Origin of the sequence: Paenibacillus sp. 481 (assembly GCF_021223605.1) — a bacterium.
Lineage (GTDB): Bacteria > Bacillota > Bacilli > Paenibacillales > Paenibacillaceae > Paenibacillus_B.
On the sequence record NZ_CP075175.1, the window covers coordinates 1858060 to 1883198 of the forward strand.

The 25139-nt window shown below is 47.2% G+C and carries 18 protein-coding genes and 1 riboswitch; of the genes, 8 read left to right on the plus strand and 10 right to left on the minus strand.

All coding sequences use genetic code 11. The features are described from left to right. Positions 1-17: 17 nt before the first annotated feature. The 3 genes from KIK04_RS07960 to KIK04_RS07970 form a co-directional block, all read right to left on the minus strand. Entirely contained in the window at positions 18-1421 is a 1404-nt protein-coding gene (locus KIK04_RS07960; RefSeq protein WP_232277736.1) for a sugar ABC transporter substrate-binding protein, read from the minus strand. 155 nt (positions 1422-1576) lie between these two features. Beyond that, a complete protein-coding gene (locus tag KIK04_RS07965; RefSeq protein WP_232277737.1) occupies positions 1577-3733 on the minus strand; it encodes an alpha-amylase family glycosyl hydrolase in 2157 nt (718 codons plus the stop codon). 354 nt (positions 3734-4087) lie between these two features. Then, positions 4088-5851, minus strand: coding sequence for an alpha-glycosidase (locus KIK04_RS07970; RefSeq protein ID WP_232277738.1), 1764 nt, complete (start codon positions 5849-5851; stop codon positions 4088-4090). Between the two features lie 453 nt (positions 5852-6304). Here KIK04_RS07970 and KIK04_RS07975 point away from each other — a divergent pair, with 453 nt between their 5' ends. From KIK04_RS07975 to KIK04_RS07985, 3 genes are all read left to right on the plus strand, one after another. Beyond that, positions 6305-6739 (plus strand): Panacea domain-containing protein, encoded by a 435-nt coding sequence (locus KIK04_RS07975; RefSeq protein WP_232277739.1) that lies wholly within the window; start codon positions 6305-6307, stop codon positions 6737-6739. A 6-nt stretch (positions 6740-6745) separates the two neighbouring features. Beyond that, entirely contained in the window at positions 6746-7288 is a 543-nt protein-coding gene (locus tag KIK04_RS07980) for a hypothetical protein (RefSeq protein WP_232277740.1), read from the plus strand. A gap of 588 nt (positions 7289-7876) precedes the next feature. Beyond that, entirely contained in the window at positions 7877-8419 is a 543-nt protein-coding gene (locus KIK04_RS07985; RefSeq protein WP_232277741.1) for a hypothetical protein, read from the plus strand. Positions 8420-8741: 322 nt separating this feature from the next. Here KIK04_RS07985 and KIK04_RS07990 read toward each other — a convergent pair whose 3' ends face one another. The 3 genes from KIK04_RS07990 to KIK04_RS08000 form a co-directional block, all read right to left on the minus strand. After that, entirely contained in the window at positions 8742-9428 is a 687-nt protein-coding gene (locus tag KIK04_RS07990) for an SOS response-associated peptidase (RefSeq protein WP_232277742.1), read from the minus strand. 85 nt (positions 9429-9513) lie between these two features. Continuing rightward, positions 9514-11304, minus strand: coding sequence for a DUF4179 domain-containing protein (locus tag KIK04_RS07995; protein ID WP_232277743.1), 1791 nt, complete (start codon positions 11302-11304; stop codon positions 9514-9516). Next, complete coding sequence (locus KIK04_RS08000) at positions 11279-11848, minus strand: RNA polymerase sigma factor (protein ID WP_232277744.1); 570 nt, start codon at positions 11846-11848, stop codon at positions 11279-11281. Before KIK04_RS08000 ends, KIK04_RS07995 begins: the two co-directional genes overlap by 26 nt. A 209-nt stretch (positions 11849-12057) precedes the next feature. Next, positions 12058-12172, plus strand: a riboswitch (TPP riboswitch). Between the two features lie 110 nt (positions 12173-12282). Here KIK04_RS08000 and KIK04_RS08005 point away from each other — a divergent pair. From KIK04_RS08005 to KIK04_RS08025, 5 genes are all read left to right on the plus strand, one after another. Further along, on the plus strand, positions 12283-12879 hold the full coding sequence (locus KIK04_RS08005; RefSeq protein ID WP_269671008.1) for an ECF transporter S component: 597 nt from the start codon (positions 12283-12285) through the stop codon (positions 12877-12879). Between the two features lie 62 nt (positions 12880-12941). Beyond that, positions 12942-14807, plus strand: coding sequence for an ABC transporter ATP-binding protein (locus KIK04_RS08010; protein ID WP_232277745.1), 1866 nt, complete (start codon positions 12942-12944; stop codon positions 14805-14807). Beyond that, entirely contained in the window at positions 14804-15583 is a 780-nt protein-coding gene (locus tag KIK04_RS08015; RefSeq protein ID WP_232277746.1) for an energy-coupling factor transporter transmembrane component T family protein, read from the plus strand. The genes KIK04_RS08010 and KIK04_RS08015 overlap by 4 nt, the downstream gene beginning before the upstream one ends. Positions 15584-15761: 178 nt before the next feature. Continuing rightward, a complete protein-coding gene (locus KIK04_RS08020; protein WP_232277747.1) occupies positions 15762-16682 on the plus strand; it encodes a LacI family DNA-binding transcriptional regulator in 921 nt (306 codons plus the stop codon). 50 nt (positions 16683-16732) lie between these two features. Continuing rightward, positions 16733-18016 carry an MFS transporter gene (locus KIK04_RS08025; protein WP_232277748.1) on the plus strand — a complete coding sequence of 428 codons (1284 nt, stop codon included), beginning with the start codon at positions 16733-16735 and terminating at the stop codon, positions 18014-18016. 223 nt (positions 18017-18239) lie between these two features. On the opposite strand, the gene KIK04_RS08030 is transcribed toward KIK04_RS08025, so the two are convergent. The 4 genes from KIK04_RS08030 to KIK04_RS08045 form a co-directional block, all read right to left on the minus strand. Continuing rightward, positions 18240-19100, minus strand: coding sequence for a hypothetical protein (locus KIK04_RS08030; protein ID WP_232277749.1), 861 nt, complete (start codon positions 19098-19100; stop codon positions 18240-18242). A gap of 65 nt (positions 19101-19165) precedes the next feature. Beyond that, positions 19166-20260 carry a hypothetical protein gene (locus tag KIK04_RS08035; protein WP_232277750.1) on the minus strand — a complete coding sequence of 365 codons (1095 nt, stop codon included), beginning with the start codon at positions 20258-20260 and terminating at the stop codon, positions 19166-19168. Positions 20261-20360: 100 nt separating this feature from the next. Continuing rightward, on the minus strand, positions 20361-23453 hold the full coding sequence (locus tag KIK04_RS08040; RefSeq protein WP_232277751.1) for a DEAD/DEAH box helicase: 3093 nt from the start codon (positions 23451-23453) through the stop codon (positions 20361-20363). After that, complete coding sequence (locus KIK04_RS08045; RefSeq protein WP_232277752.1) at positions 23450-25135, minus strand: SWIM zinc finger family protein; 1686 nt, start codon at positions 25133-25135, stop codon at positions 23450-23452. Before KIK04_RS08045 ends, KIK04_RS08040 begins: the two co-directional genes overlap by 4 nt. Positions 25136-25139 lie beyond the last annotated feature (4 nt).

Sequence of the window (25139 nt, forward strand, 5' to 3'; positions counted from 1 at the left end):
TCCCCCGATAGTAGAAGCTACTTGCTCTGCTGCGCAATGGCCGTCTTAATATCCTCTACCGCCTTGTTCAGCGTCTTTGAAATGTCCGCGCCATCCCAAATCGGCTCTAACGTCGCCGTAATCGGGCCCCATACCGCACGCATTTCAATGATATAAGGCATGGGCTGCACATGTTTGAACTGCTCGATAAACGCAAGGGAGTTCTCATTTTTTTGAATGTTCGGATCGTGTTCCATTCCGTTGCGGGCAGGGATGATGCCTGTCATGGCATAGTTGGTGGACAACGATGTTTGTGAAGTTACATAATCGATAAACAACTTAGACGCATTTGGATATGTGCTGAAGGTGCTGACAAAGTATGATTTCACTCCTGCAAACGGAAGCGGTTGCTTGCCATTCGGCATCGGAGGAAGCGGGACAGAACCGACCTCGAAGCCGAGCTTCTCTTTAGTGAAATTGCCTAGCTGCCACACGCCGTCCATATTGATCGGCAGTTTGCCTGTCTGGAACAAGTTCGTCTTGACGTCAAAGGTGATGTCTGCGGCTTTAATCGGAATCGCTTCGCGCAAGCTACGATAGAACTCCATCGCCTTGACTGCTTCCGGCTTATTTAAGCCGATGTCTTGTGGATCGGTGCCATTGTTGCCGAAAATGTACCCGCCGTTACCCGCAACGAAAGCGTAGTTGAAGTAATAATTGTTGACCTCGTACAGGAAGCCGAATTTATTTTTTGCTGGTTCGTTGTAGCTTTTAGCAAACGTAATGATGCTGTCCCATGAAGCGAGATCCTCTTTTTTGACTAAATCTTTGTTGTAAAAAAGCAGAAACGTTTCCATATTGCGCGGATAGCCGTAAACAACGCCATCCATCGTCACCGCCGCAACCGCAGCTGGCGCAAAATGACGTTTCGTCTCTTCGGCGTAGAAATCGTTCGGCATAATCAAGCCCGCCGCTACCGCCTCGCCAAGAAAATCATGCGGCATGACCATGATGTCCGCACCAAGACCTGCTGGGCCATCCGTTTTCAGCCTGTTCATTTGCTCTGTAGGCTTTACTTCCTGAAACTCGACCGGAATATTGTATTTCGCGCTAAATTGCTTAGCCATCTCTTCGAGGAAGGCTTGTTGCTCACTCCCTTCCCAAATGACTAGCTTAGCGTCATCTTCAGGCTGAATGTCTTCCTCCGAAGCGGCATCCGTTCCAGCAGCAGGTTGTTGTGCACTTCCGTTGCCCTTTCCATTGCCTGCACCTCCCGCTCCCGCACCTGAACCGTCACCTGTAGTCGTACTTCCTGTTGTGGCACTGTTTGAAGCTGCCGTGCCAGCATTCGCGTTATCGGACGATTGCGGCCCACACGCGGTTATCGAAAACACCATTAACATCAAGGTAGCAAGCATGAACCAAGCCTTTGTTAGCTTCATGATTTACAACTCCCCGAATCATAATAGAGCGCTTACAGGTTTCGCATGAGAGCTATACGAGTAACGTGTCGACTCTCATGTACCTGTTTAACCTAACGATGTATCATACGATGCGTTGTCGACTGGCGCATAACGATGTGCCCACTTCTGTAAACTTACTGCTGCCAGTTTACAACAACCGTCCCCGTACCACTGCTTGGCGTCGTATACGTGCGGTTGCTGCCGCCTTCCCACACCGCGCTGCTACCTTGCTTTTTAACAAATTTATATTCAATCGTCGTATTTGCCGGAACACTAACATCCATATACCAATTAGGATATTGGTAGACCACTTGATTGTACATCGGCCCTATCGCTTTATTAAGATTCCATGCGCCTAGCTCAGGAATGCTGCCCGACAGGTACACATTTTCACCGAACGTCGTTTGCGCACCTTGGATCACGAAACGTACATGTACTTGCGGACCTGTAAGCACTTCAATCGCGGGGTACACATTGCTCAATGCACTGTTCGCGGTCTGAATCTTTACTTCATATCTACCCGCGCCAGCACCAGCGCTATTCAGCGGAGGAACTTTCACTTGGATATGCGAATCTTCCCACGCTAAGATATTCGCCCCTGTAATTGCCGTTCCACCCAAGTAAACGGTACCCTTCTGCGTGCCAAATGCACGGCCATCAATCGTCAACGTGTTGCCCGCTGCTACCATCGTCGGGCCGACATGACCGATGCGCGGCTCCACTTCCGGGGTCGTGTAATGCCATACCGCTACAGCACCCGCTGCTAATGTAAATGGTGAAGCCTCCCTATTGGCGACCGTCAATCCAGCGCCATTCAACAAGCCACCAAGACTATCCACATACTGCCCATTAGGCAAGGATGTCAGCAAGCCGTTAATAGGTACACCGCTGCTCAAATTACGGTTCACCGCCACTAAAGCTACACTCTTGCCGAACTTGCGCTCGAAGATGAACACATCATCATTGAGCCAACGCTCTTGCGTCGTTCCGTAGCCAAACGCCGGATTCACTTTGCGCAGCGGTGCCAATTTACCCATGATTTGATACGCAGTCGTATTCGTTGAAAATGACGGAATGCGCGCACGATTATCCGGATCGTTGCCGCCTGTCATGTACTGCTCCGTGCCATAATATAAAGCAGGCACGCCACGTGAAGTCAGCGTGAACGCCAACGCCTGATCCAGCTTGCGCTTATTGCTGTTATCCATATGGAAGCGATCCATATCGTGATTATCGATAAACGTAACTTGATCGTTAACGTAACGATAATCAGCCGCTGTCCCTGCAATCATGCTATGCAAACTGTGCATCGATTGCGTGTTATCGCGGAACACTTGGCGAACCGTTTGCGCAAAACGAAAGTCCAACAAGCTCATGCCGCTTTCATTGGCAAATGCATGATTGTCTGCGCTCACTTCGTTGACGCCAAGAAACCATTCCCCGAACGTGAACACCGGTGATGTTGCATAAATAGACGACATCCAATTTTTTTGCCAGCCGAACGGCATATGCTTCACCGCATCGACACGAATGCCATCCACTCCCATGTTCAGCCACATTTGAATCGCATCCTTGAAATATTGATCGATGGCAGGATGGTTATGGTTAAAATCTGCGAGATCAAACAGGTTACGGTAAATGCCATTTTCAACAGTAGAAAAATCCGTTCCCCCATTATGGTGATACATCGCTGTCGGATCATTACTGTATCCCGCTACGAGCGTCCCGTTGTCGTACAGCTTCCCATTTTCCGCAAAATTAGGGTCCGTCTCCATCGCAGGCGACGTATGATTCGGCGCAAAATCAATAATCACTTTTATATGTTTGGCATGTGCCGTCGCAATCAATTGTTGGAATTCGCTTAGCGAACCGAACGCAGGATTCGGTTTCTTAAAGTCCCGCGCCCAATAGCCGTGGTATGAGGTGTTGTTGATGCCCGAATAGTTAATGGCAGTAAATATATTTTCAACAGGCTGTGAAATCCATAATGCGGTCACTCCCATACCTGTAAAATAACCGTCGTTTATTTTGTCAATAATGCCTTGCCAATCTCCGCCACAGTACAGCTTCAAGTTGCTGCACGTCCCGTCAAACGAGGCTCCCGCCGGATTATTGCTCGGATTGCCGTCATGGAAACGGTCGGTCACGATCTGGTAAATGACATCTGTACTAAAATTAGCTGTGTTCGTCACAGCCGTGTCCGGTGCAGCCTGCACAGGCGGTGATGACCATACGAGTAAAAGGGTTGATACCGTGATAAGCCAAGCCGTCCAGCGAGCTAGAAGTTTCATGAACATTTCCCCCCTTTAAAAGATATGTGCGGTTACGATGATGTTCGAACTCACTCACCTCCTAACACAAAAACCCCGGTCGTCTCCAGAAGAGATAACCGGGGTTGTTCTTTAAGCAATGACGCTTAAAAAAGGCATAGCCCTTAAATTGTCCTTACGCTGCAAGTGCGTTAGTCTGCTGTCCGTAAGTGCAACCAATATTTCAAGTTATTAGTGCTGTTACATGTTAATTATAACCTTGTTGTGCAAACGTTTCTAGCTGCATTGTATGCGTTTACAACCATAATTGTCAATACGATTTAGGTGACCTGATTTATGCTTTTTTTGTATGGATGTGCTAAAAAAACGCTACGCTTACTGGTCTGCAACCTGCTTCATGACCGCAAAGCCGTATGCTTCTAGCTGTATCGTCAGCGCGTCCCCCACACTTGCAATCGAGGCATCGGACGCTAGCTCCGTGCGCCAAGCCTTGCCGTCTAGCGGCAGCTCTGTGCGCAACACCGTGCTCTTTGCAGCAGCATTTAATGCAATTAAGAAGCGCTCACCCGACTCGCTCCAACGCTCGTACATCAAGACACGAGAGCCTGCTTCTGCCTGCAAAAAGCGAATCCCCACCGAGCGCAAGGCTGCATGCTTGCGGCGCAGTGCAATCACATCGCGATAAAAGTTAAACAACTCGCGATCCTGCTTCTCCTCGTCCCACTCCATACAGCGGCGGCAGTCGGGATCGCCCTCTCCTTCTATGCCGATCTCATTCCCGTAGTAGACGCAAGGCACGCCTGGATGCGTAAATTGAAACAGCGTCGCCAGCTTCATCCGGCGCTTATCCCCGCCGCACTGGGTCAGCAGACGAGGTGTGTCATGACTGTCTAGCAAGTTGAATGCTACTTCAGTTGCTTGCTGCGGGTAGTAAGCCAGTTGCGTGCCAACCAAGCTTGAAAATTCAGCAGCATCTACTGTCTCTTTGGCAAAAAAGTCGAGCATCGCGTCTGTTAACGGATAGTTCATCACCGCGTCAAATTGGTCGCCTTGCAGCCACGCCATGGAGTCGTGCCAAATCTCACCCAAAATGTACGCTTCAGGGTTGGCCTGCTTCACGACTTGGCGGAATTCACGCCAGAACTGATGATCCACCTCATTGGCGACGTCCAAACGCCAACCGTCGATGCCCACTTCCTCAATCCAGTAGCGGGCAGCATCCAGCAAATACTGTTTCACTTCTGGATGCTCGGTGTTCAGCTTCGGCATAATCGGCTCGAATGCGAACGTTTCGTATGTCGGAATGCCATCCTCGACACGTAGCGGATAATCATGTACGTAGAACCAGTCCTTGTACGCGGACTGTTCCCCATGCTCCAACACATCCACGAATGGTGGGAATGTGCGCCCTGCGTGGTTGAACACAGCATCCAGCAAGACGCGGATACCTCGAGCATGACAGGCGGCAACGAGTTCTTTAAGCTTCTCGTTGGAACCAAAATGCGGGTCCACCTTCTTGTAATCGCGCGTATCATACTTGTGATTCGTCGTCGCTTCAAAGACAGGCGTAAAGTAAATCGCCGTTATGCCTAGCTCGCTCAAATGATCCAAGTGCTGAATAACACCTTCTAGATCACCGCCGAAGAAGTTGTCTGGCTTCGGCTCCCCGCCCCACGGCTGCACATTGGGCGGATCATTTTGCTTATCCCCGTTCGCAAAGCGCTCGGGAAAAATTTGATAGAACACGGCCTCCTTCACCCAAGTAGGCGGTTCAAATACATCGACTCCGTTCAAGTACGGGAACTCGAACGACTCAAAATAATGCTCCGGCAGCTCCTTACGGAAGCCGCGCTCAGTTAAATACCACTGCTCCTGCGCATCCTCAAGCCGGAACGCATACCGCAGACGGCGGTACGGCGGCTTATACGCCGCTTCCCAATAATCGAACAGCGCGTCGGATGTGAACTTGCGCATCGGCACGCTCACCGTTGTCCGCTGGAACGCGTATTTGTCGACCGCAATCACGTCGACGGCGGTAACGTCATCTTTTTTCGTGCGTATCCGAATATGAACAGTCTCGCGGTCGTACGCGTAAGACCCATTTTGCTTGGAACGGTGATAAATCGCTTCTAATTGCATAACCCATCAACCTTTCTTCTACCCATTTGAATTCCATGTACATGACACAAATCAATGTAAGCAAACGCAAACAACCCCGTTTTCCGAAGAAAACGGGGTTGTTATTTAGTTCAACCGGAAGGAACCACGACCGGGACTAAATAAGGCATCGCCCTTATGTTAGCGCATACATCCTTGCGCTTTTATTGTAGTTTATGCTTTATTTTTACTCAAATACCGTCACATTTAATTGACACGCGTTGTCTATTGCCCGCTAAGCTTTTTCGTCAATTTGCTCGGTTTTTCATATATTGCGAACATCTTTTTTAAACATTTAATGCCTTGTGTTTTGAGAGCACTTTTTGTATACATTAGTAATCTCCTATGGCATAATATAAGCATGGGAATATATGTTCCCTGATGCCGATTAATCTTATATGTGAGGTGATTTTTTTGTACCAGGTTGAACATGTAATGAATTGGTTTTTATCAAAGGAAGCCATGACACCAAAAAAAATACAAAAAATTCTGTACTACGCCTACTCATGGTATCTTACGCTAGAAAATGAAGATATTGAACAGCTTGACAAAAAACTGTTTCACGAACGTTTCGAAGCATGGATACACGGTCCTGTAATTCCTAAGATCTACAGTATGTATAGAGATAAAGGTTATCAGATTATCGAGAAATTTGAAGGTTTTCTCCCTCATTTTGATGAAGATACAGAAGAAATACTACAGCAGGTTTGGGACGAATATGGTCACTATAACGGTACTGAATTGGAGACAATTTCCCATCAAGAAAGTCCTTGGATTAAAGCGAGAGAAGGGCACCAGCCACTCGACCGTTGTACGGTAACTATTGAGGACAAAGATATGTTTGAATGCTATATTCAACGTATACATTAACAATTCATGGCTAAGAAGAAGGTTAAAAATACGACTACTGTCTCCAGCAAAGTATCCAATCCTAATCATCCTTTAACAACGAAACCTACAATTACGTTTGACTTTTCATACAGTGGTTGGCTTAAGAGTGTAAAGAGAAGGGAATTTACGAATATGTTAAGGGATGATTCTCAGTTTGCCGAATTCCTCATTCAACTATTCACTAAAATTATCCCCACTGTGCAATATAACTGGAATACCATAAAAACGAATGCTAAGTATCAGTTCCCTCATTGTCATACTATTTCACAAGATAAGATCAGTGAAGTGGATCAAATTACATATGAGATCCACGGTAAGGCCTTACGTGATGAAATGTTTAATGATGAATTAAATTACTGGCAGCTCGGAATATCTCAATCACTAAGAGTGATAGCTTTATACAATCACTATAATAATACGATGTATCCCCTATTTCTTGATTATCATCATGAATTACACCCTAGCATTAACCACAATCAAGATGATATATACGCCTATAATTATTGTCCTTATCATAAATTTTCTTAGCCCCGCATTAAAACGGGGCTCTTTTATGCTACAGTAGTATTTTTTCTCCGATACATTACTTACGACTTCACCCATGCCGCCTTCAAGTTCATCTATGCAATACAATCCTCACTGTCATACAAATCATTTTCGATTAGAGGCGACACACAGCAGGCATATGATCACCCTTCCTAAATCAACGCAACTCCCTGAAACATTTAACATTTGTGTATAATTCACCTCTTTTTTGCTATGGAGTAAATCAATAAAAGGCGACAAGGAGAGCGCTCCGCGCCTTCAACTTAAACGTTCGTTGTCAGTCGAGGTGACGAGCATCGCGATCACTTTTGGCTAAAACAGAATACAACAAAATTTAATATTAAATCATTATTATTTCTATATCTAAAAGATAATCTTCAAATTAATTACTTTTATATAGAAAATGAATATTTTAACTTTTATTTCATTTACAAACAAACAAGACTCGTATACTATTATTTGTATGAAGAACATAAATCCCCCTGCATTGTGCATCCTTGTAATGTTCTTTTCTTCTTAGATGTTACAACTAGACTAAAGTTGTTTAATTACATTTTAGGAGGTATTTTCATGTCCAAAGGTAAAATCTTTATTCCGGTATTACTCTCAGCAACGCTTCTATTTCCTGTATTAAGTTCTCCCGTACTTGTAAACGCTCAAAGCGCAATCACACAAGAGTCAGTCTCCCAAAATCAATTAGCTTCAGACTTCAAATTTATTTTTGAAGAGGCTTCTACTAAAAAGAACGGCAAATATGTATTAGACGAGAAAAAAGTTGCTCAAAAATTTGGGCAAGAGAACGTGGCATCTATTGCTGCATTCATTAAACTCGCTAATGGTGAACAGCTTACGGCAGCAGATGTAAAAAATGTTCCTAACGCAATGGGCGATGTTGTCGAGGAATCTTGGGGATCTTGCATGCAAGAGAAGATCTTGCAATATACCGGACTTGGATTTTTAACAGGTGGAATGAAAGAGCTTATTGAAAAGAAATTGTGGGATAAGTTAGCGGTAGAAATTATCAAGATCGTAGGCAAGAGTGCCATTAAAGGTGGCGTTGTAGGACTTGCAGCCAGCCTTGCTTGGTTTAGTATCGCTTGCATCGGAAAGTAGTCTGACATAAAGGAGTGCATGCATTATCAAATACTTAAGAGACTTTTTCATTTTTCTAGTGTTGCAGCTCATCTTCTTCTTAGTCATCAAAACTGATTCTGGTGTAACTATTCTCGAAATGGTTGCGCTATCTCTTGTATTTGCAGTTATTACATTTTTACTAGATCAAATCCTGCGTAAAAGAAGGCATTCATAGCAACCGGATTATCCCACTACCATCACTACAATTACTTAACAACATGAACCATACACAAAGCAACAACCGTTCCCTAGGAGTATCAACAGGGGACGGTTGTTGTGTGTTGTATATCATGGCCTACACTCAAGGCTTCACCCACGCTGCCTTTAAGTTCATCTCAGCAATACAATCTTCACCGTCATACAAATCATTTTCGATCAGAGGCGACACGGGGTAGAGATGCATTCGCGTCTCGCAGCAGGGCTTTACCATTTGCAATAGCTCCTCTAACTCGCCCGCCCCTACACTACCACCTGTTTCCAGCCATTTTGCCATGTCGTCCGCATCTAATATCGCTGGCATCCGTTCATCGAACTCGGAAATAAGTGGATTCGCCTTCGTCATCACGATCGTGCACGTACGATAAGTCTCGCCCTGCGCATTTTTCCATTCCTCATACAGGCCCGCCAGTCCAAAAACACCGCGTGTACGTAGCACAAGACGAACCGGATAGCTCTTTTTCCCGACTTGACGCCAATAATAGAAACCGTTGCACGGAATCACGCAGCGCTGCCGCTCAACCATTTTCCAATACGCCTCATTACTGTACACCGAACGCAAATCGGCATTCACGCCATCCTTCGCCCAAAACGGGACAAGCCCCCAACGAAACGCATCCAGCACCCGCTCCCCACGATGAAGCCGCACAATAGGTACTTCCTGCGTTGGACTAATGTTGAACCGCGGCCGATAATGAAACATAACCTTGTCCACCTGAAAATACTGCGCCACCTCTGGCAGCTCAGCAGACATCGAATAACGTTTGCACATATGCTCATCCTCCTGTTGTCACGTAGTGTTTGTAACAGGAGGATTTTTCATACATATTACTCGCATACTGCTTCTATATGCTTGATTATTTCAGCTTTATTTCTGGTAACTTCATCGTCCAGTTTATATTTCTAAAATTGATGTCCGTTGCTGTGCGCGTCAAGGTTAGCTTGTCTGGAATATGACCCAAACCTTTAATTAAAAAGTTAGCATCATCAACAAGTTCTACATAGTTTTTATCTGGATAACTAGTGTAGCCCCCCTCCAGATATACACGATACTCATTTCCGTGCTCATCGTGAGCAATCCAGTTGTCACCACCTTCATTATTATTAAGAATACCTTTTACTTTTAACTGTAACGATGGCTTCTCCCCGTCCAGCCCGCTGATATAAAACCCATCCGACTTCAAGATATGAATCTCATCCCCTCTAGCCTTGAAAAGTGCAGGTTGGGACGGCAATTCGCTCACTTTAAATGAAATGGAGTCATTTGTGGTAATAGGCAAATTATAATTATCAATTCCTAGCACAGCTGGTGTAGGAAGAGTCTTATACGTACTAAAAGTATACATACATGTCACCCACGCTGAGTCGCCCTTCCCCTCACGAGTACAGGTTGTATATAGCGGAAAGGCAACTTTATTATCAAAATTGAACATATAATTCTTATCGTTTCTCGGACTACGAGCAATATAGCTACCCTTGTTATCCTTCAAATAAAATCCTACTTGATGATAGACCTCTAGAATCAGATCTTCATTAGGTGGTGCGACATTGACAGGCAGCTTGGTCTGAACCTCGATTTGAAAAGCACTCGCATGATAAATCATGCGCGTAGGCTTAATTCGCGTACCATCTGGAGCAACATACTCACCATTCAATGGGACAATCTTCATCTGCTTTCTCGCCGCCGTCATATCTACGTCTAGACTAAACCGCCAGTCTCCCTTAACGATCGTCGATTCAATATCACTCTGCGGGTATCTTTCGTAACCGAGATGGTCGACATTCCCCTTAATGGTTACACGATCTGTCTCCAAAGGTCCGTACAAAGCGAGGTCTGTAATATAGTAGCCATCCTCTGCGTTCTGCGTCCTCCCACCTTGAGCAAGGATCGATTTCCCGTTGGCATCCACTACGTCGATTGAATCTGTACTCAGCAAATTACTGTTAAACTCCCCATCCGGTTTGCGCACACGGTAGGCCATAACAAGACGCGTCGTATCGACGACAATTTCTTTAATTTCCAGCGTGTAGCCTTGGTCTTCCACTTTTATATTTGTAAAATGATGAATGCCTCGATTCTCAGACTGCAATAGCCCTACATCGCTTGTCTCACCTGCGCCAAATAGGGAATGAACCCAATTCGCTATGGTCGGTTGTGTGAAAATGAAGGATGCGATGATAAATAAGAGAATAGCGGCAGCCAGCCGCTTTCGGCTCAACCTCATCCATTGTCGTTTAACTCGCTTATCCTGCTTATCCTTCAAGAGACTATGCAGACCTTCTGTTGCTTGCTTCTGATCCACTGAATTTTGCAACGCTTGATTCTGACCTACTTGATTGTGCGACGCTTGGCTTGTCCCACTGCCGAACACCTCGTCAAATAGTGGACTAGCCACTTGCTTGGATAAATCGTAATCGGCTTTGACGATCGGCCCTTCAGCAACAATCACCCCCATTACATTCGCCGTAAATGAATCATCGAGCTTGTCAGCGTACAGCATGCGATGCATCATGTTCTGCTCTTCCATGCAAGCATCCAGCAGCTTGCGGCAGGACGAGCAGCCATCCATATGCGGCATCATAGTCTCAAGCTGCCCATTTGCAAGCAGCTCATCCATTCGCTCATAGGTAAGACATTTCATAGACATGCTGACCTCCTTCTTGCACGATTTCCTGTCTTAACGCGTGCTTGGCGCGGTGCAATGCATTTTTCACCTGATGCATCGATAAATCCGTTACTTCGCATATTTCCTCATAGGTAAGCTCATTCGTATAACGCAGCATAATGACCATTCGCTGCACTGGCGGTAGCTGATGAATATAATGCTGCACGTGCTGCTTCGATTCTGCACGAAGAAATAACGTTTCCGGCGTTGTCTCATCCGCCATGAGCTCTTGATCCAATTCCATGAACGAAAGCTGCTTTCGTTTAAATCGATCTTGATACGTTCTAACGACGATGGAATATAACCACGCGGCAAAGCTTCTATTTCGATCGTGTTCAGCTAGCTTGCGGTACGCCTTAATGAAGGCGTCCTGCGCTGTATCCTGTGCGTCTTCATGACTGGCTCCCATGCCAATGAGCAAGCCGTACATTTGCCGTTTATATTTGTTGACTAGGATGGCGTACAGTTCCTGTCTACCATCTAATATTTGCTCAATGATGTCTTTATCTGATTGCGTGCTGCTCATGGCCATCCCCCTTCATCGTTGTCTGTTCCCTTTTCTGTTCATACATATGGACGAGCCAAATCGGTGTAACTTCTCACTTTCCCATCACTTTTTTCAAAAAGAAGAAAGCTAAAGCTCTCCTCCCTTCCATTTAAACAGCAATATAGTCGTACTGGAACTTCTCGTTGCCAACATAGTATGAATATTGTATGATATGAGCAATTAAGCAGTCATACAATTTCGGGGGCCTGAGGAATCAGGCTGAGATAGTAGCTAATCCACCGCTACTGACCGTTAATCTGATCTGGGTAATGCCAGCGTAGAGAACATATGAGAACGTATATTTCGTCGTGCGATTTCGCAGTATACGACTTTGGACTCTTTCTACCGTCTGGCATTTTCCAGACGGTTTTTTGTATGCACCGATAAGCGACACACAAAGGGAGAGGGTCTTTTTGCAACATCAGACAGCAGGTAGCAACAAATTAAAGTTCACTGACATTTTGATTACGGTGATGATCGGTATCGTGTTTGGCGTCATCTTTAAGTTATGGGATAGTGTGTACAGCATGGCGAAGCCACTGTTCCCACAAGCAGGACAACTGACTTATGGCATGTGGTTTATGGCAGGGCCGTTTGCTTACTTGCTTATTCGTAAGCCGGGAGTTGCACTGCTCGCAAGCCTTGCGGCAGCTAACTTATCCGCATTGCTCGGATCAGCATGGGGCTTGGAGACGATTGTGTACGGATTGGTGCAAGGCTTGGCTGCTGAATTGGTATTTGCAGCCGTTCGCTATCGGAAATATGGGCTGGCGATTGCAGGTATCGCGGGCATTATGTCGGCGGCAGGCTCATTCCTCGTCGATCTCGGATACAGCTATGCCAACTATGAGACGTGGGTACTCGTACTGAAATACGGGCTGCGCGTTGTCAGTGCGTTCTTGTTTGCAGGTGTGTTCGCCTATGCGTTGATGAAGGCGCTAGAAGCGACTGGTGTTACGAGATCGATTCGCCCCGCTTCGCGAGAAGATTATGCATCGTTGGATCGCTAGAACGGACTTGATGATAAGAAAGCTAGATGTCTAACGACTGATTTACGATAAGGTGGTAAACCATGCAACAAACACAAGGCACAACATCTGTTTCGCTTACTCGTTTGCGCCTGAAATTCCCGGGAGAGGAATCCTTGCTGTTCAAGGACCTCTCCCTTGACGTTTCCGTCGGGCAGAAGGTACTGCTGCTTGGGCCAAGTGGCTGTGGCAAGTCTACCTTGCTGCAAGTGCTAAGCGGCATTATTCCGCAATCGCTAGAAGTTCCTCTCAAGTATGAGGATCGGCAGCTACCACGTCATTGGGGCTATGTGTTCCAAGACCCTGACACCCAATTTTGCATGCCGTACGTGGACGAAGAGCTGGCCTTCGTGTTGGAGAACCTATCCATTCCTCGCGAACAAATGCCTGCACGAATGCAGGCTATTTTGGAGCGGGTCGGATTGCATTTTACGGACTTGCATACGCCGATCCAGTCCTTATCCCAAGGGATGAAACAGCGATTGGCGCTTGCTTCCGTGCTGCTGCTTGAGCCAGAGGTGTTGTTTCTGGATGAGCCATCAGCTTTGCTCGATCCGGAAGGAACCGAGCAAGTTTGGGATACGGTCAAAGATATCGCGGGTGCGTGCACGATTCTGATTGTCGAGCACAAAATAGAGCACGTCATCGACGTGGTGGATCGGGTGCTGCTGTTCGACAATGAGGGACATATTATGGCCGATGGTCGGCCTGAGGAGATTTTTACAGCGCATAAAAATAAGCTGATCGACTACGGCATCTGGTATCCCGGTGTCTGGCAAGATTATGCCGATTCGGAGTCCTACCAGACGATTGTGCGGAGTAGGCAGTCGGAGCTGCGGGAGCAGCGAGAGCAACGGGAGCTGCGCGAGCAACGAGAGCAAACGCATGAGGCAGCGATGCTTGAGACAAGGCCAACTGCAAGTATTACTGAAGATGCTACTGAACTTTTCACTAAAAAGCCCATCCTATCCTTGCAAGATTTCGCAGGCTACCGCGAGCAAGAGATTAAAGTCTGTGTACCGAAGGCCGAAGTCTATCCTGGAGAATGGATTGCGATAGTAGGCGAAAATGGCGCTGGTAAGAGCACGCTGCTGCTATCCCTGATGCAGTTGCTTAGCACGACTGGTAAGTATATTATCGCTGGCAGGCTGGTGCCGAAAGCGAAGAAACGTTGGTTCGGAACAAGTAACCCGCAGCCCCCTGCGGAGCTAGCCTTCGTCTTTCAAAATCCTGAGATGCAGTTTCTGACGAACTCCGTCTACGAAGAGTTAGCGTACGAACTCCGTCTAATGGAAAGGACAGACACCGAGATCGAACAGCAGGTAACGAGAATGCTTAACGCGTTCGAGCTTGATTCAGTCGGATTGCAGCGGCATCCGTACCACTTGTCGCTTGGGCAGAAGCGCAGGCTAAGCGTAGCCTCCGCTATGATGCGAGAACGCCCGGTACTGCTGCTTGATGAGCCTACGTTCGGGCAAGATGCCCGCAACACATTCGCTATTCTCGACAAATTAGAACGGCTCCGCGCAGCTGGAACCGCGATTATAATGGTCACGCACGATCAGCATATTGTGCAGCACTTTGCGGATCGCGTGTGGCAAGTAGAGCATGGCCGGCTTACAGAATCGGTATGGTCGGCTGAACACGCAAGCGCAAGCGTAAGCGCGACCAGAACCACAACAGCAACAGCAATCAGAACTGAAACTGAAACTGGGACTGGAACAGGAACAGGAGCAGGAACTGCAACTGCAACTGCAACCAGACCCAGACCCAGAACCGAAACCGCAGCCAAAGCCGAAGCCGAGACCGTGGCTGGGAACGGAATCGGGACATTCATTCAGACCGGAGCTGACTCAAAAGGAGGAGTACAATCCGTACTCCCGAGCAAACAGGAGGCGCCGTGCACATGAACCTACTCATGCCGAACAAGGAGACATGGCTGCACCGTGTCAACCCAGCTTATAAGCTGCTCGTCTTTATTCTTTTACTGCTAATCGCGCTGTTAAATCAGAACTTTGATTTTGCCTTATATCAATTCATCATGTATACCTTGCTGCTTCTGCTGTTTAGCGGCCACTCTATTAAAAAAGTGCTGCTGCTCATCGCCCCCTTCATCATGCTGTTCATCTCAACAGCATCGACCATGATGATGTTCGGCAAAGGCGTGAACATCTGGTGGTCATGGGGACTCATTCGCATCTCGGAGGAAAGCTTCTATCACGGTCTTCTCCTCGGCTGCAAGACGTTAAGCTTTGGCATGCTGGGCTTAACTTTCGCCCTGACGACGAAGCCGATTCTACTCTTTTATGCCTTGATGCAGCAGTTTCGGCTGCCGCCGCAGTACGCGTACAGCTTTATCGCATCCTTGCGCATGCTGCCGGCCATTTGGGACGACCTGCGCACACGGTCTCATGCGCTGAAGGTACGCGGCGTCCGCTATAAGCGCGGCATTAAAGGCGTCTATCAACGGCTCAGCCTATACGCCCTGCCGCTGCTCGCAGACAGCATCCGCCGTGCGCAGCGCGTCGCCATAGCCATGGAAGCGAAGCGATTCCAAATGGGGCAAGCTCGCACCTACTATTACATCACACGCTACCACCGCTTGGATGTCTGGTTTACGCTGTTCATGCTCGCCGTGATACTTATCGCATACGGGTTGGCGCGACGTGTCCCTTTAGTTGGATAGCCCATTAGATAGCCCATTATATAGCCTCCCTCCACCATACACGGAGCCACATCAACACAGAAGAGCGTGCTTATTTCACATAAGCACGCTCTTTTTATTTAATAAACAATCGTTGACAGCTTCCAGTGTATAGCGCTATCATTTCCAAATGTAAATACTATTTATAGGGGCCATGCCGATGAAAAAACCGACCATGAAAGAAATTGCGAGACGTGCTAATGTTTCCGTTGCAACAGTGAGCTATGTCCTAAACAATGCTCCGAATCAAACGATTCCTGAAAAAACACGCTCGCTCATTCACCAAATTGCGAATGAGCTCAACTTTATTCCTAACTTGGCAGCTCGCTCCCTCGTTAAGAAAAGAACCGGACTTGTCGGTATTCTCATTAACAAACATGCCGAGCAGCCTGTATGGAAACGGTATAGCCAGCACCTTTTTGTGGACGAATTAGAACAGCTACTGACAGCTGCTGGCTTCCATACCTTATTGATTTCGCTAGATGCATCAAACCCTAAGTTGGATGTCATTGCCGAGCGTAAACTGGAAGCCGCTTTCCTGATCGATGTTAAAGAGGACATTTTTTATTCCATTTCGAATAAGTTTGTGGAAGGCGTGCCGTTAATTTTAATTGATAGTCTGATAGATGACACATTATTTAACCAGATTAATTATGATTATGAGTCCGCATTCCAACAAGCATTTCGTTCCTTGGAGCCTCCATACTGCCTCGTCATGGAGCATCATCATAATCAGGCATTAGTGAACAAGATAAAGTCAGCTTCAGGATTAACGGACGAACATATTTTCATTGTAAAAAATGTACCGGATCTTGCCGACTATATACGTATAGCACCATTTAAAAGCGTCGTTGTCATTAATGAAATGATAGGCAACTATATCGAACGGGCCAACCTTTTCGAACAACTTGCGGTCATTTGTACTTGCAGTTGTCCGGAAATACTAAGCGCGACGACACATAAAGTTGTGTTTCAAGAAGAGAAAAGTGCTGTCGCATTTGAGCTGATGAAACAGCTCTTACATAGTGCCGCACAAAAACCATATAAGCATAATCAATTTCTTATCCAAGCAAAGGTATAATTTTTTTTACGTTTCACTTAAACGATTAAGTGAAACAAAAGGAGGATCATATGCTAGACGCACAAGTCACCATTTCCGAGCCAACAAGCACTAGCAAACCTGCTGCACCAACACAAGCGCAGCCATTAACGAATCTATGGCGAAACAAGCAGTATGTTCTACTTTTTTTCGCCTATACCTTTGCGCTGTTCGGCAATTCCTTTCATACTATCGCGCTCAATTTATGGGTCCTGAACGAAACGGGCAGCGCCAAAATGATGTCGGTTATTTTGGTATGCCACCTTGTTGTCGCGGCCTTGTTCGGATCCGTTGCGGGCACCGTCGTCGATCGATTTAATCGACGCACGATCATGATGATCGCTGATATATTACGATGCCTATTAGTGATCACGATTGCTGTATGCGTAGCTATTCCTAACACGCCGTTTATTTTTATCGTCATCCTAACGGGATTAGTTACGTTTCTAAGTCTTTTTCAGGGACCTGCGTTCAATGCGTCATTAATTAATATCGTAGGCAAAGAACATATCCAAAAAGCATCCGGCTATTTAAATATTGCCGATAACATTGCCCGCATCGTCGGGTACGCCGTAGGCGGCATATTTGTGGCTGCGTTCGGTGGGGCTTGGGCCATTTTTATAGATGGCATGACATTTCTACTCTCCTTTGTTCTTATATGGCTAGCTGGCTCATTTCCATCACCGCGGACGAACACAGGTTCACAGCGGAAGTTTATTGACGACTTTCGTATCGGGTTTCGCTTTGTACGGACCAATCCGTTTGCCAAAGCTGTTACCGTGCTGCTGCCGTTTTTGGCACTTTGCTTTATGTCCGCGTTGATGCTGACGCAAGTTATGGCTGTGAAGGTGTGGCAAGCAACACCGTTTGAGTTCGGCCTGATCGAAGCTTGTATCCCATTAGGCTATATGATTGGTGCGGGAATTATTGTCGCGTTCGGCTCCAAAATCAAGCGGCGCGGTAGACTCGTTATGTTCAATTTATTGCTCATGGGACCAGCCTATTTGATTCTTTCTTATAGTTCATCGACCATAACAGCGATCCCAACGATTCTCTTAGTCGGTTTTACGTTTTCGTTCTGTACGCTGCTCGTTAATATTATTTTGCGGCTTGAGATTTCGGAGGAGCTTCAGGGGCGCGTATTTGGCATTATGGGGTCGCTTATCAGCGTCATGCCGTCTGTAGGCTTAGTTGTGGCATCTTATTTTGCCGATATTTATGGCGCTGGCTCGGTTATGCGTGTTATCGGAATCATTCTGCTGCTATTCGCACTTGTCGCTGTTGTGAAGTTGAAAGAGATCAGAAACTATAATTAGTACATTTGCGAAAAAAGAGTCTCCCCAGTTCTTATTTAAGATAGCTGAGGAGACTCTCTCGTAGTTATCAAAGCTTCACCTAAAAAAATTTGCATCGAGAATTCCTACATTTTTACACTTTTCGCCACTACAAGCCACAAGCCCTTATGCTAGACTTTGGGCCGTTTCATTTCCTGCTTTCGCTAGTCGATCGGCATTCTGAAAACGTTCTGTTCGCAAACTCTTACTTCGCTTGTTTTGCCGCTGGCCAACTTGATATGACTTCCCCTGTTTTAGCATCAAATCCTACAGATTGTGTAACGTTTACTACTTTTTTAGTCGGGTCTTCATTGGAATGCATAACATTATATTCCCACGAACGTTCGTTTTTCACCTCGTATACCGTTGTGAACTTTTGTTTTTTCCCATCTAGCAGCTGCTTTAATTCCGTATTTATGTTTGATTTCATTTCGGCGTCCATCTTATCCAAATTCAGTTCCAGCTTATAGCCCATTTTCTTATCTTTCAAATTGACGCCTATATATTGAGAAGATTGCTGAGAATAACTAGGGTTATCCTTTGGGAGGATAAACATCGATTCCTCATTTACTTGTGGCATGACGCTCACTTCTACTTTATCGTATTGATAAGGTGCCTTTAGCGGCTTGCTCTTAAGTGTATCTTCGATTTGCTTGTAAATGGCCCGATACTCTCCCTTTAACTCAGACACTTTAAACTGTAAAAATAATTGACGAAGTTTACCCGAAGACTTATCTAATTCGATTGTTACATCACCATTTTTAGATTGTAGGCTAACTATTTCAAGCTTCTTGTTTTCGCCCATTTCGCGCGTAATGATTTTACCTTCTTCAAGCTTAAAAGCTTTGTCATTGCTGTACTGCTTAATGATTTTATTCGCTGCGTCTACGTATTTTTTATCTATCTTGGCAATAGGGGAAAATCCTTTCGCTTTCGCTGATGCCGCTACCGTTGTTTCACTTATTTTCATCGCAGAAGCAGATACACTTGTATCCGCACTAAATCCAGTCAACAGCATGCTTAACGCTAGTGTCGATGTGATGATAATAGCTTTTTTAAGTACCATTTGTGAACTCTCCTTTGTGATATTTAATTTGATATATAAGTTAATTTCTGCGTACTTCTAATTCCCTACACGCGCTTATCTAACGGAATATCTAATTCCATTCGCGATACTGTTCCCGCTGGGCTAAACTGAACCTTAACCGATTCTTTTCCTTTTTTCGATAACCGGTACTCTCTCCACTTCGGATTATCAGCCTTTACCGTATATGTGGACAGATCAATACCGAACACACTTTTAGCCAGCGGGCTAGCTGCTTGGATCACCTCCTGATTCGTTAAACTCTTTTCGGCAGCAGGAGCATCCACCTCAGACCCGTTGCTAACGGAGTACACCTTGCCTGTTGCCGCACTCATCATTACGCTTTGCTTAGCTCGCCATTCCGGCTTTCCCTGCTGCTCTAGACGAAGATGTTGGAATTGATATACATGCGATTCCCCCATTTTTGACACAAACACATCTCTAAATGGCTTTTCCGTTCCATTCAGCACCTTCTTAAGAGCGTTATTCGCGATTGTGCTATATTTAGGGTCCATTTTATCGATATCTAAATGAAACTGATAATCCAACAACTTACGATCTTTTATATTAAAAGTTACATATTGAAAAATCTTCTTATCACTCGCGTTATATTCCCCTTCGCTGAAGGAAATCATTTCTCGGTTTCTTTCCTTGTTAATAAACAACGCAGCTTGTTTCCATTGGATAGGCTCTGCCAGCGGCATCTTCTGCAAGCTGTCTTTGACCATCTTATAATGCTTCTCATGCTCGCCCTTCAGCTCAGACGTGTTAAATTTTAAGCCTATAGAAACTATCTTCCCTGTGGGCATGTCTAATTCGATCACGGCAGCCCGCTTTTTCGCTTGCAGACTTAACCTTACTTGTTTCGTACCATCTAACCGATCTACTTCTGTATAGTGTCCGTATTCAAGCTTGAACACCTTGCCGTTACTGTGTGGCTTCATTGCCTTGTAAGCTGCGTCTACAACCTTCTTGTCGATATCCTTGATTGGTATAATCTTCGCAAAATTATATTCACCCGGCTTCGTCACCTTCATCTCCGTCTTTTTCATTTCAGATGCTTGTGCGGATGCAGGATTAACCGTAAAAAGTAAGCTTAATGCCAATGTTGATGCGATAATAGGTGCTTTTTTGAGTAACATTGTTGGAACTCTCCCTCTTCTGATATATAAAAAAACACAACCTCGTCTATTAAACGAAGTTGTGCGTATATAACTTTCCTATTTCTGACTGTAAATTTAATTATTCCGTCCACTGGGCACGCAGCGCGAACAACTCCCGCAGCTCAGATGTAGACAGCTCCGTCACCCATGCTTCACCGCTGCCCACCACTTGATCGCTCAAATGCTGCTTCTGCTCGATCATTTCGTCGATGCGCTCCTCCAGCGTGCCGAGTGCAATAAGCTTATGCACCTGTACATCGCGTGTCTGCCCAATACGAAAGGCGCGGTCAGACGCTTGATTCTCGACCGCCGGATTCCACCAGCGATCATAGTGAAACACATGGTTCGCGGCTGTCAGGTTCAAGCCTGTTCCGCCTGCCTTTAATGACAGTATAAAAATGCTCGCTCGCTCCGCTTCAGGCAGCGACGCGTCTTGGAAATGCTCGACCATCTCGTCACGTGACGCCTTAGGCACGCCGCCATGCAGGAAGTACACGCGCTCTTGTCGGCCCTGCTCCAGCACGGCTTTCAGCATATGCCCAGTCTCTACATACTGGGTAAAAATCAAGCAACTGTCACCCTCACTCCGCAACTCGTCCACCATCTCAAGCAGTCGGACAAGCTTGCCAGAACGCTCGGGCTCCCAGCCTGTAGCATCTTCTTTATGATAAAGTGCAGGATGGTTGCACACCTGCTTCAACTTCGCCAACGCCGCCAAAATAGCGCCACGCCGCTCCATCGTCTCCAATTGGTCAATCCGATTAAACATGTCGTCCAGCACTTGCTCGTACAAGGCTGCCTGCTCAACAGAAAGCGTGACGTACGCTTTCGCTTCGTTCTTCTCCGGCAGCTCAAGCTGGATCGCCGGATCTTTCTTCAGACGCCGCAGCAAAAATGGTTTCACCAGCTTCTGCACGAGCCCGATCCATTCCGTGTCCCGTGTCCGCTCAATCGGGTTCACGTAGGTGCGGCGAAACTGTGCCAGCGTGCCTAGGTAGCCTGGGTTAATGAAGTCAAAGATCGACCATAGCTCGGTCAATCGATTTTCCATCGGCGTACCCGTGAGCGCGATGCGATGGTGAGCGTTAAGCTTGCGCATCGCAATCGATTGCTTCGTGTACGGATTTTTAATATTTTGCGCTTCGTCTAGGCAAATGGTCGACCACTTGATGGCGCTAAGCCCGTCGTGGTCATTTAGCGCCGTTGTATAGGTGGTCAGCACTAAGTGTGCTGCTGACATCTCGGCAATCATCTGCTCGCCTTGCGCACGTTTGCTGCCGTAATGCATATAAATGCGTAGGCTAGGCGCAAAGCGCTCCAGCTCCTTCTGCCAATTGCCCAACACCGACGTTGGGCAGACGAGCAACGAAGGCGGCCCGGATGGTTCTTCCTCTACACAGCGCAGCAAGTAGGCGATCCATTGAATCGTCTTGCCGAGTCCCATGTCATCGGCCAAGCAAGCGCCAAGCCCGAAGCGACGCAGAAACGTAAGCCACGAGTAGCCTTCCTGCTGATAAGGACGCAGCGTGCCTAGTAGCTTAGACGGTGGATCGAACACAGGCAACGAGGTATTCCGCTGCAACTGCTCGAACAGTGCCCGCAAATGGTCATTCAACTCCACTTCAAGCCACGCGCTGTTCATGTCGTCGATTTCCCACTCTTCGTCCTGCTCCGTCTTCGCTTGAGCCGCTGCTTCAGCCAAGTGCAGCTCAAGCACTTCGCCCAACGTCAGTCCTTCTGTGCCCACTTTGCGCACCATACGACGTATTTGCGCCAAATCATCTGGGCTAAGCTGAATCCATTGCCCACGAATCCGTACTAACCTACGTCCTTGCTCCGCCAACTCGCGGAACTCTGTTTCGGTCAGCTCTAAATCACCAATCGCCACTTTCCAATCGAAATCCATCATATGTTCGAGTCCGATTAACGATTGGGAGCTACCGCCCGCAGACGTTTTCACCTTGGCCCGCAGCCTTGTCTTCAGCTGCTGTACCCGCTGCCACCATGCTGGCACGACGACAATGAAGCCCGCCTCCGTCAACATTAGGCTACCTTCGGCCAAGAACGTCCACGCCTCCGCTTCTGTAAGCTGCCGCTTTAATTGGCTGCCATTATCTTCTTTCAACTCAAGCCAAGGCAGCAGGCGCCATACTTTGGCCATCGCTCTTTCCAGCACTTGCGGTGCGACATCAGCCCATGACTCTGGGAACGCGCCCGTAACGGGCTGAATATGTGCAATGGGTGTAGCAAGCGTGCTTTCGTCTATGAGCTCATCATCACTCGCGAGCGCACTCGCTTCACTACGCTCAGCCTCGCTCCGTTCTTGACTCGTTTCCCCGCTTATTTCACGTAATTCGAATTGACAGGCGATCTCCACATCTGGCTGCTCCCGATCCCGCAATAATAATTGAAGCTTCCACGGGTCGCTGTCTTCCTCCGGCTCGTCCAGACGAAAGACGAGACGGCAAGGCGCATCATCGCGAATCCAACCGATAGATTGCAGCCAATCTTCCGCATCCATTCCAGTCGCCTCACCATTTGCCGAAGCCTTATATGGCGGCGGCGCACGGAATTGCAGCAATTCTGGGCGTGCAGTAATCGCACGCTCCCACCACTCTGCACGGTGAGTATAGGCGGTACCAACCTCTTGACCGACGAAAGACTCGGGCGTAGCGGTTAGTTGACCTTTGCTTAGTTCTATCATTAAACTGTCGAACCAGTTTACAAGTCCAAGGTCTTCTAATCGTTCCGCCTGCGCTTGAAGCCGTTCCACCGCTTGAAGCTCCTCAGCTGTCCATAAAGGCTCCCAGCCTAGTCCGCCCTGCCGCCACGCGGCAAAGGAAGGACGCAGTCGGCCCTCAGTCAGTACTTGCGCATATAACTGCGCAACTTCCTTCACGATTTGGGCCGTATCTCCCCATATCACGTCCGACCAACGCACGGTCGTGCCTTGCACGAACAAGTCCATTGCAAGTACAGGCGATATTGCAACACCTTCTTGCCTGCGGCCCTCAACAACGTCAAGCATCGTACCGTAGAACGACGGCGCATGCCAGCCGAACAAGATATGCTTGAACTCAACCAACTCCCGCCGCATACCCGCGGGCCAGATCAAGAAGCCGCCATCTGTCGTCCGGTGGCATTCCACCTTCCATGGCAACACATTTATCATGGCAGCAGCGCTCCTTTACGTAATTCCTCCCGCAGCGCACGCAGGCGTGCATACCGATGGAGCAAGCTATGTACATAGCTCTCCCACAGTGGTTCACGACCGCTTGCCGCATACAGTTCGCGCAGCTCGTGCAGTAACTTAACTGCTGCACGGTATTGTTCACGCGAGCGATCCTCAATTTGCCGCTCGATCGCTTGATGGTACAACGGTAGCAGCAATTCCGGTGCTTCACGCTGCATAAGACGTAGCTCCGCCTTAGCGATTTCATCTGGTGTTACACGACGAAGGATCTGCACATTTGCCCAATCGCGAAAACGCTGCTTATCGATTAAGAAAGACGACAAATAAGGCGTCACATTTGGCATTAATGTCATGGCCAGCGACTCGTACATCGGATTGTCAGGCTCTCTTTCATACATCTGCTTCCAATAACTCCAATACGCCTCAACGTCTGCCCGACTACGAGTAAGACGAATGAGTGGAGCAAGCCCTTTTAACCAAATCCAGAGCTTGTCATATTGCTTCTTATCAGCATGTTCGTGCAAATAACCTAAATAACGTCCCGCTTCGCGATATTTATTTATTCTAGCTAACCGCTCCACTGCCTGTTCATCCTCGCCTAGCAAGGCCTGCAATTGAATGAGTGCAGCTTCCACCGCATCATTCACTCGTGGCGGATCCACATCGCTGTCGAACATCATTCTAGGCTTACTTTCCGCAGCGATTCTTGCTACTCGCGCTTCTTCATCCAATTGCGCAACTAAACGATCGCGCTCCTGCGTGAGCATCGATGGTTCATTCAGCAAGGTTGACCAAAAAAGCGCATACACTTCTTGACCGTCCACGATCGCCATCTCGCCATTAAAAGCCAGTTCACCAGCTTTCATACCGAGCGCACTTACGTATGTCGGATAAGTAACTGACAGCTCAGCCTCTTTCGCTTCAGTCAGTAATGATCCCAGTTCCTCAATACTCGATTGTGCCAGTTCTTTCATGCCTGCATCTTTATAGGCATAAGCGCGGGAAGACGCTCCGCTAGCTCGATTCGACAACTGCTGGAGCACATACATGATCCCATGCATGCGATAGAGCACATAAAGCTCCTCATCCATCCCCTCAGCTTCCCGATCCATTTCAGTCTTCACCCATGCCGTTATTTCTGTAACGGAGGATTGATAATCGGTAAATGAACGATCAAATTTCCGCTCGAAAAACTGATGCCACTCCTCAGCCGTTCCCGAGTGATCAAGCGACATCTGCCTTACTTTTTTACGGCGCTCGGCATCTTCCTTCACGAGCGCTCGTTTACGAGCCGCGCTAACCGCGCGTTCCTGCGACATACAAGCCTGACGAAGCTCTGACAAGTACAATTCGGGACTCAAACCTGCTTCTGCACACAACTGAAAAAAGACAGCTGCCATATGTTTGCAATAGTCGTTGTATGGGCAATTGCATGAACTGTTATCGAAGGGGCTGCTATGAATCCTAACAGCATAATTCGTATTTCCGTTCACAATCGCCGTAACAATCATATCACTGCCCATTTCCGAGACACGCAGAGCAGTTACAGCATGAGCTCGATAATACCGCCAGCCGCGTTCCAGAACTTTATATTCAAATGTATTCGCAATCTGTTCTGTAAGTCTATTGACCACGTTTTTTAGCAATGCTTGTTGTGACAAGAGA

What these genes read in the sequence shown, in the direction of transcription:
- KIK04_RS08020 (WP_232277747.1), top strand. Translation starts at nt 15,762, where the DNA reads ATGAAAAAACCGACCATGAAAGAAATTGCGAGACGTGCTAATGTTTCC.
- KIK04_RS08040 (WP_232277751.1), bottom strand. Translation starts at nt 23,453, where the DNA reads ATGATAAATGTGTTGCCATGGAAGGTGGAATGCCACCGGACGACAGAT.
- KIK04_RS07970 (WP_232277738.1), bottom strand. Translation starts at nt 5,851, where the DNA reads ATGCAATTAGAAGCGATTTATCACCGTTCCAAGCAAAATGGGTCTTAC.
- KIK04_RS08030 (WP_232277749.1), bottom strand. Translation starts at nt 19,100, where the DNA reads ATGGTACTTAAAAAAGCTATTATCATCACATCGACACTAGCGTTAAGC.
- KIK04_RS07965 (WP_232277737.1), bottom strand. Translation starts at nt 3,733, where the DNA reads ATGAAACTTCTAGCTCGCTGGACGGCTTGGCTTATCACGGTATCAACC.
- KIK04_RS08015 (WP_232277746.1), top strand. Translation starts at nt 14,804, where the DNA reads ATGAACCTACTCATGCCGAACAAGGAGACATGGCTGCACCGTGTCAAC.
- KIK04_RS08035 (WP_232277750.1), bottom strand. Translation starts at nt 20,260, where the DNA reads ATGTTACTCAAAAAAGCACCTATTATCGCATCAACATTGGCATTAAGC.
- KIK04_RS08010 (WP_232277745.1), top strand. Translation starts at nt 12,942, where the DNA reads ATGCAACAAACACAAGGCACAACATCTGTTTCGCTTACTCGTTTGCGC.
- KIK04_RS07995 (WP_232277743.1), bottom strand. Translation starts at nt 11,304, where the DNA reads ATGTCTATGAAATGTCTTACCTATGAGCGAATGGATGAGCTGCTTGCA.
- KIK04_RS07985 (WP_232277741.1), top strand. Translation starts at nt 7,877, where the DNA reads ATGTCCAAAGGTAAAATCTTTATTCCGGTATTACTCTCAGCAACGCTT.
- KIK04_RS08000 (WP_232277744.1), bottom strand. Translation starts at nt 11,848, where the DNA reads ATGAGCAGCACGCAATCAGATAAAGACATCATTGAGCAAATATTAGAT.
- KIK04_RS07990 (WP_232277742.1), bottom strand. Translation starts at nt 9,428, where the DNA reads ATGTGCAAACGTTATTCGATGTCTGCTGAGCTGCCAGAGGTGGCGCAG.
- KIK04_RS07960 (WP_232277736.1), bottom strand. Translation starts at nt 1,421, where the DNA reads ATGAAGCTAACAAAGGCTTGGTTCATGCTTGCTACCTTGATGTTAATG.
- KIK04_RS07975 (WP_232277739.1), top strand. Translation starts at nt 6,305, where the DNA reads ATGAATTGGTTTTTATCAAAGGAAGCCATGACACCAAAAAAAATACAA.
- KIK04_RS07980 (WP_232277740.1), top strand. Translation starts at nt 6,746, where the DNA reads ATGGCTAAGAAGAAGGTTAAAAATACGACTACTGTCTCCAGCAAAGTA.
- KIK04_RS08025 (WP_232277748.1), top strand. Translation starts at nt 16,733, where the DNA reads ATGCTAGACGCACAAGTCACCATTTCCGAGCCAACAAGCACTAGCAAA.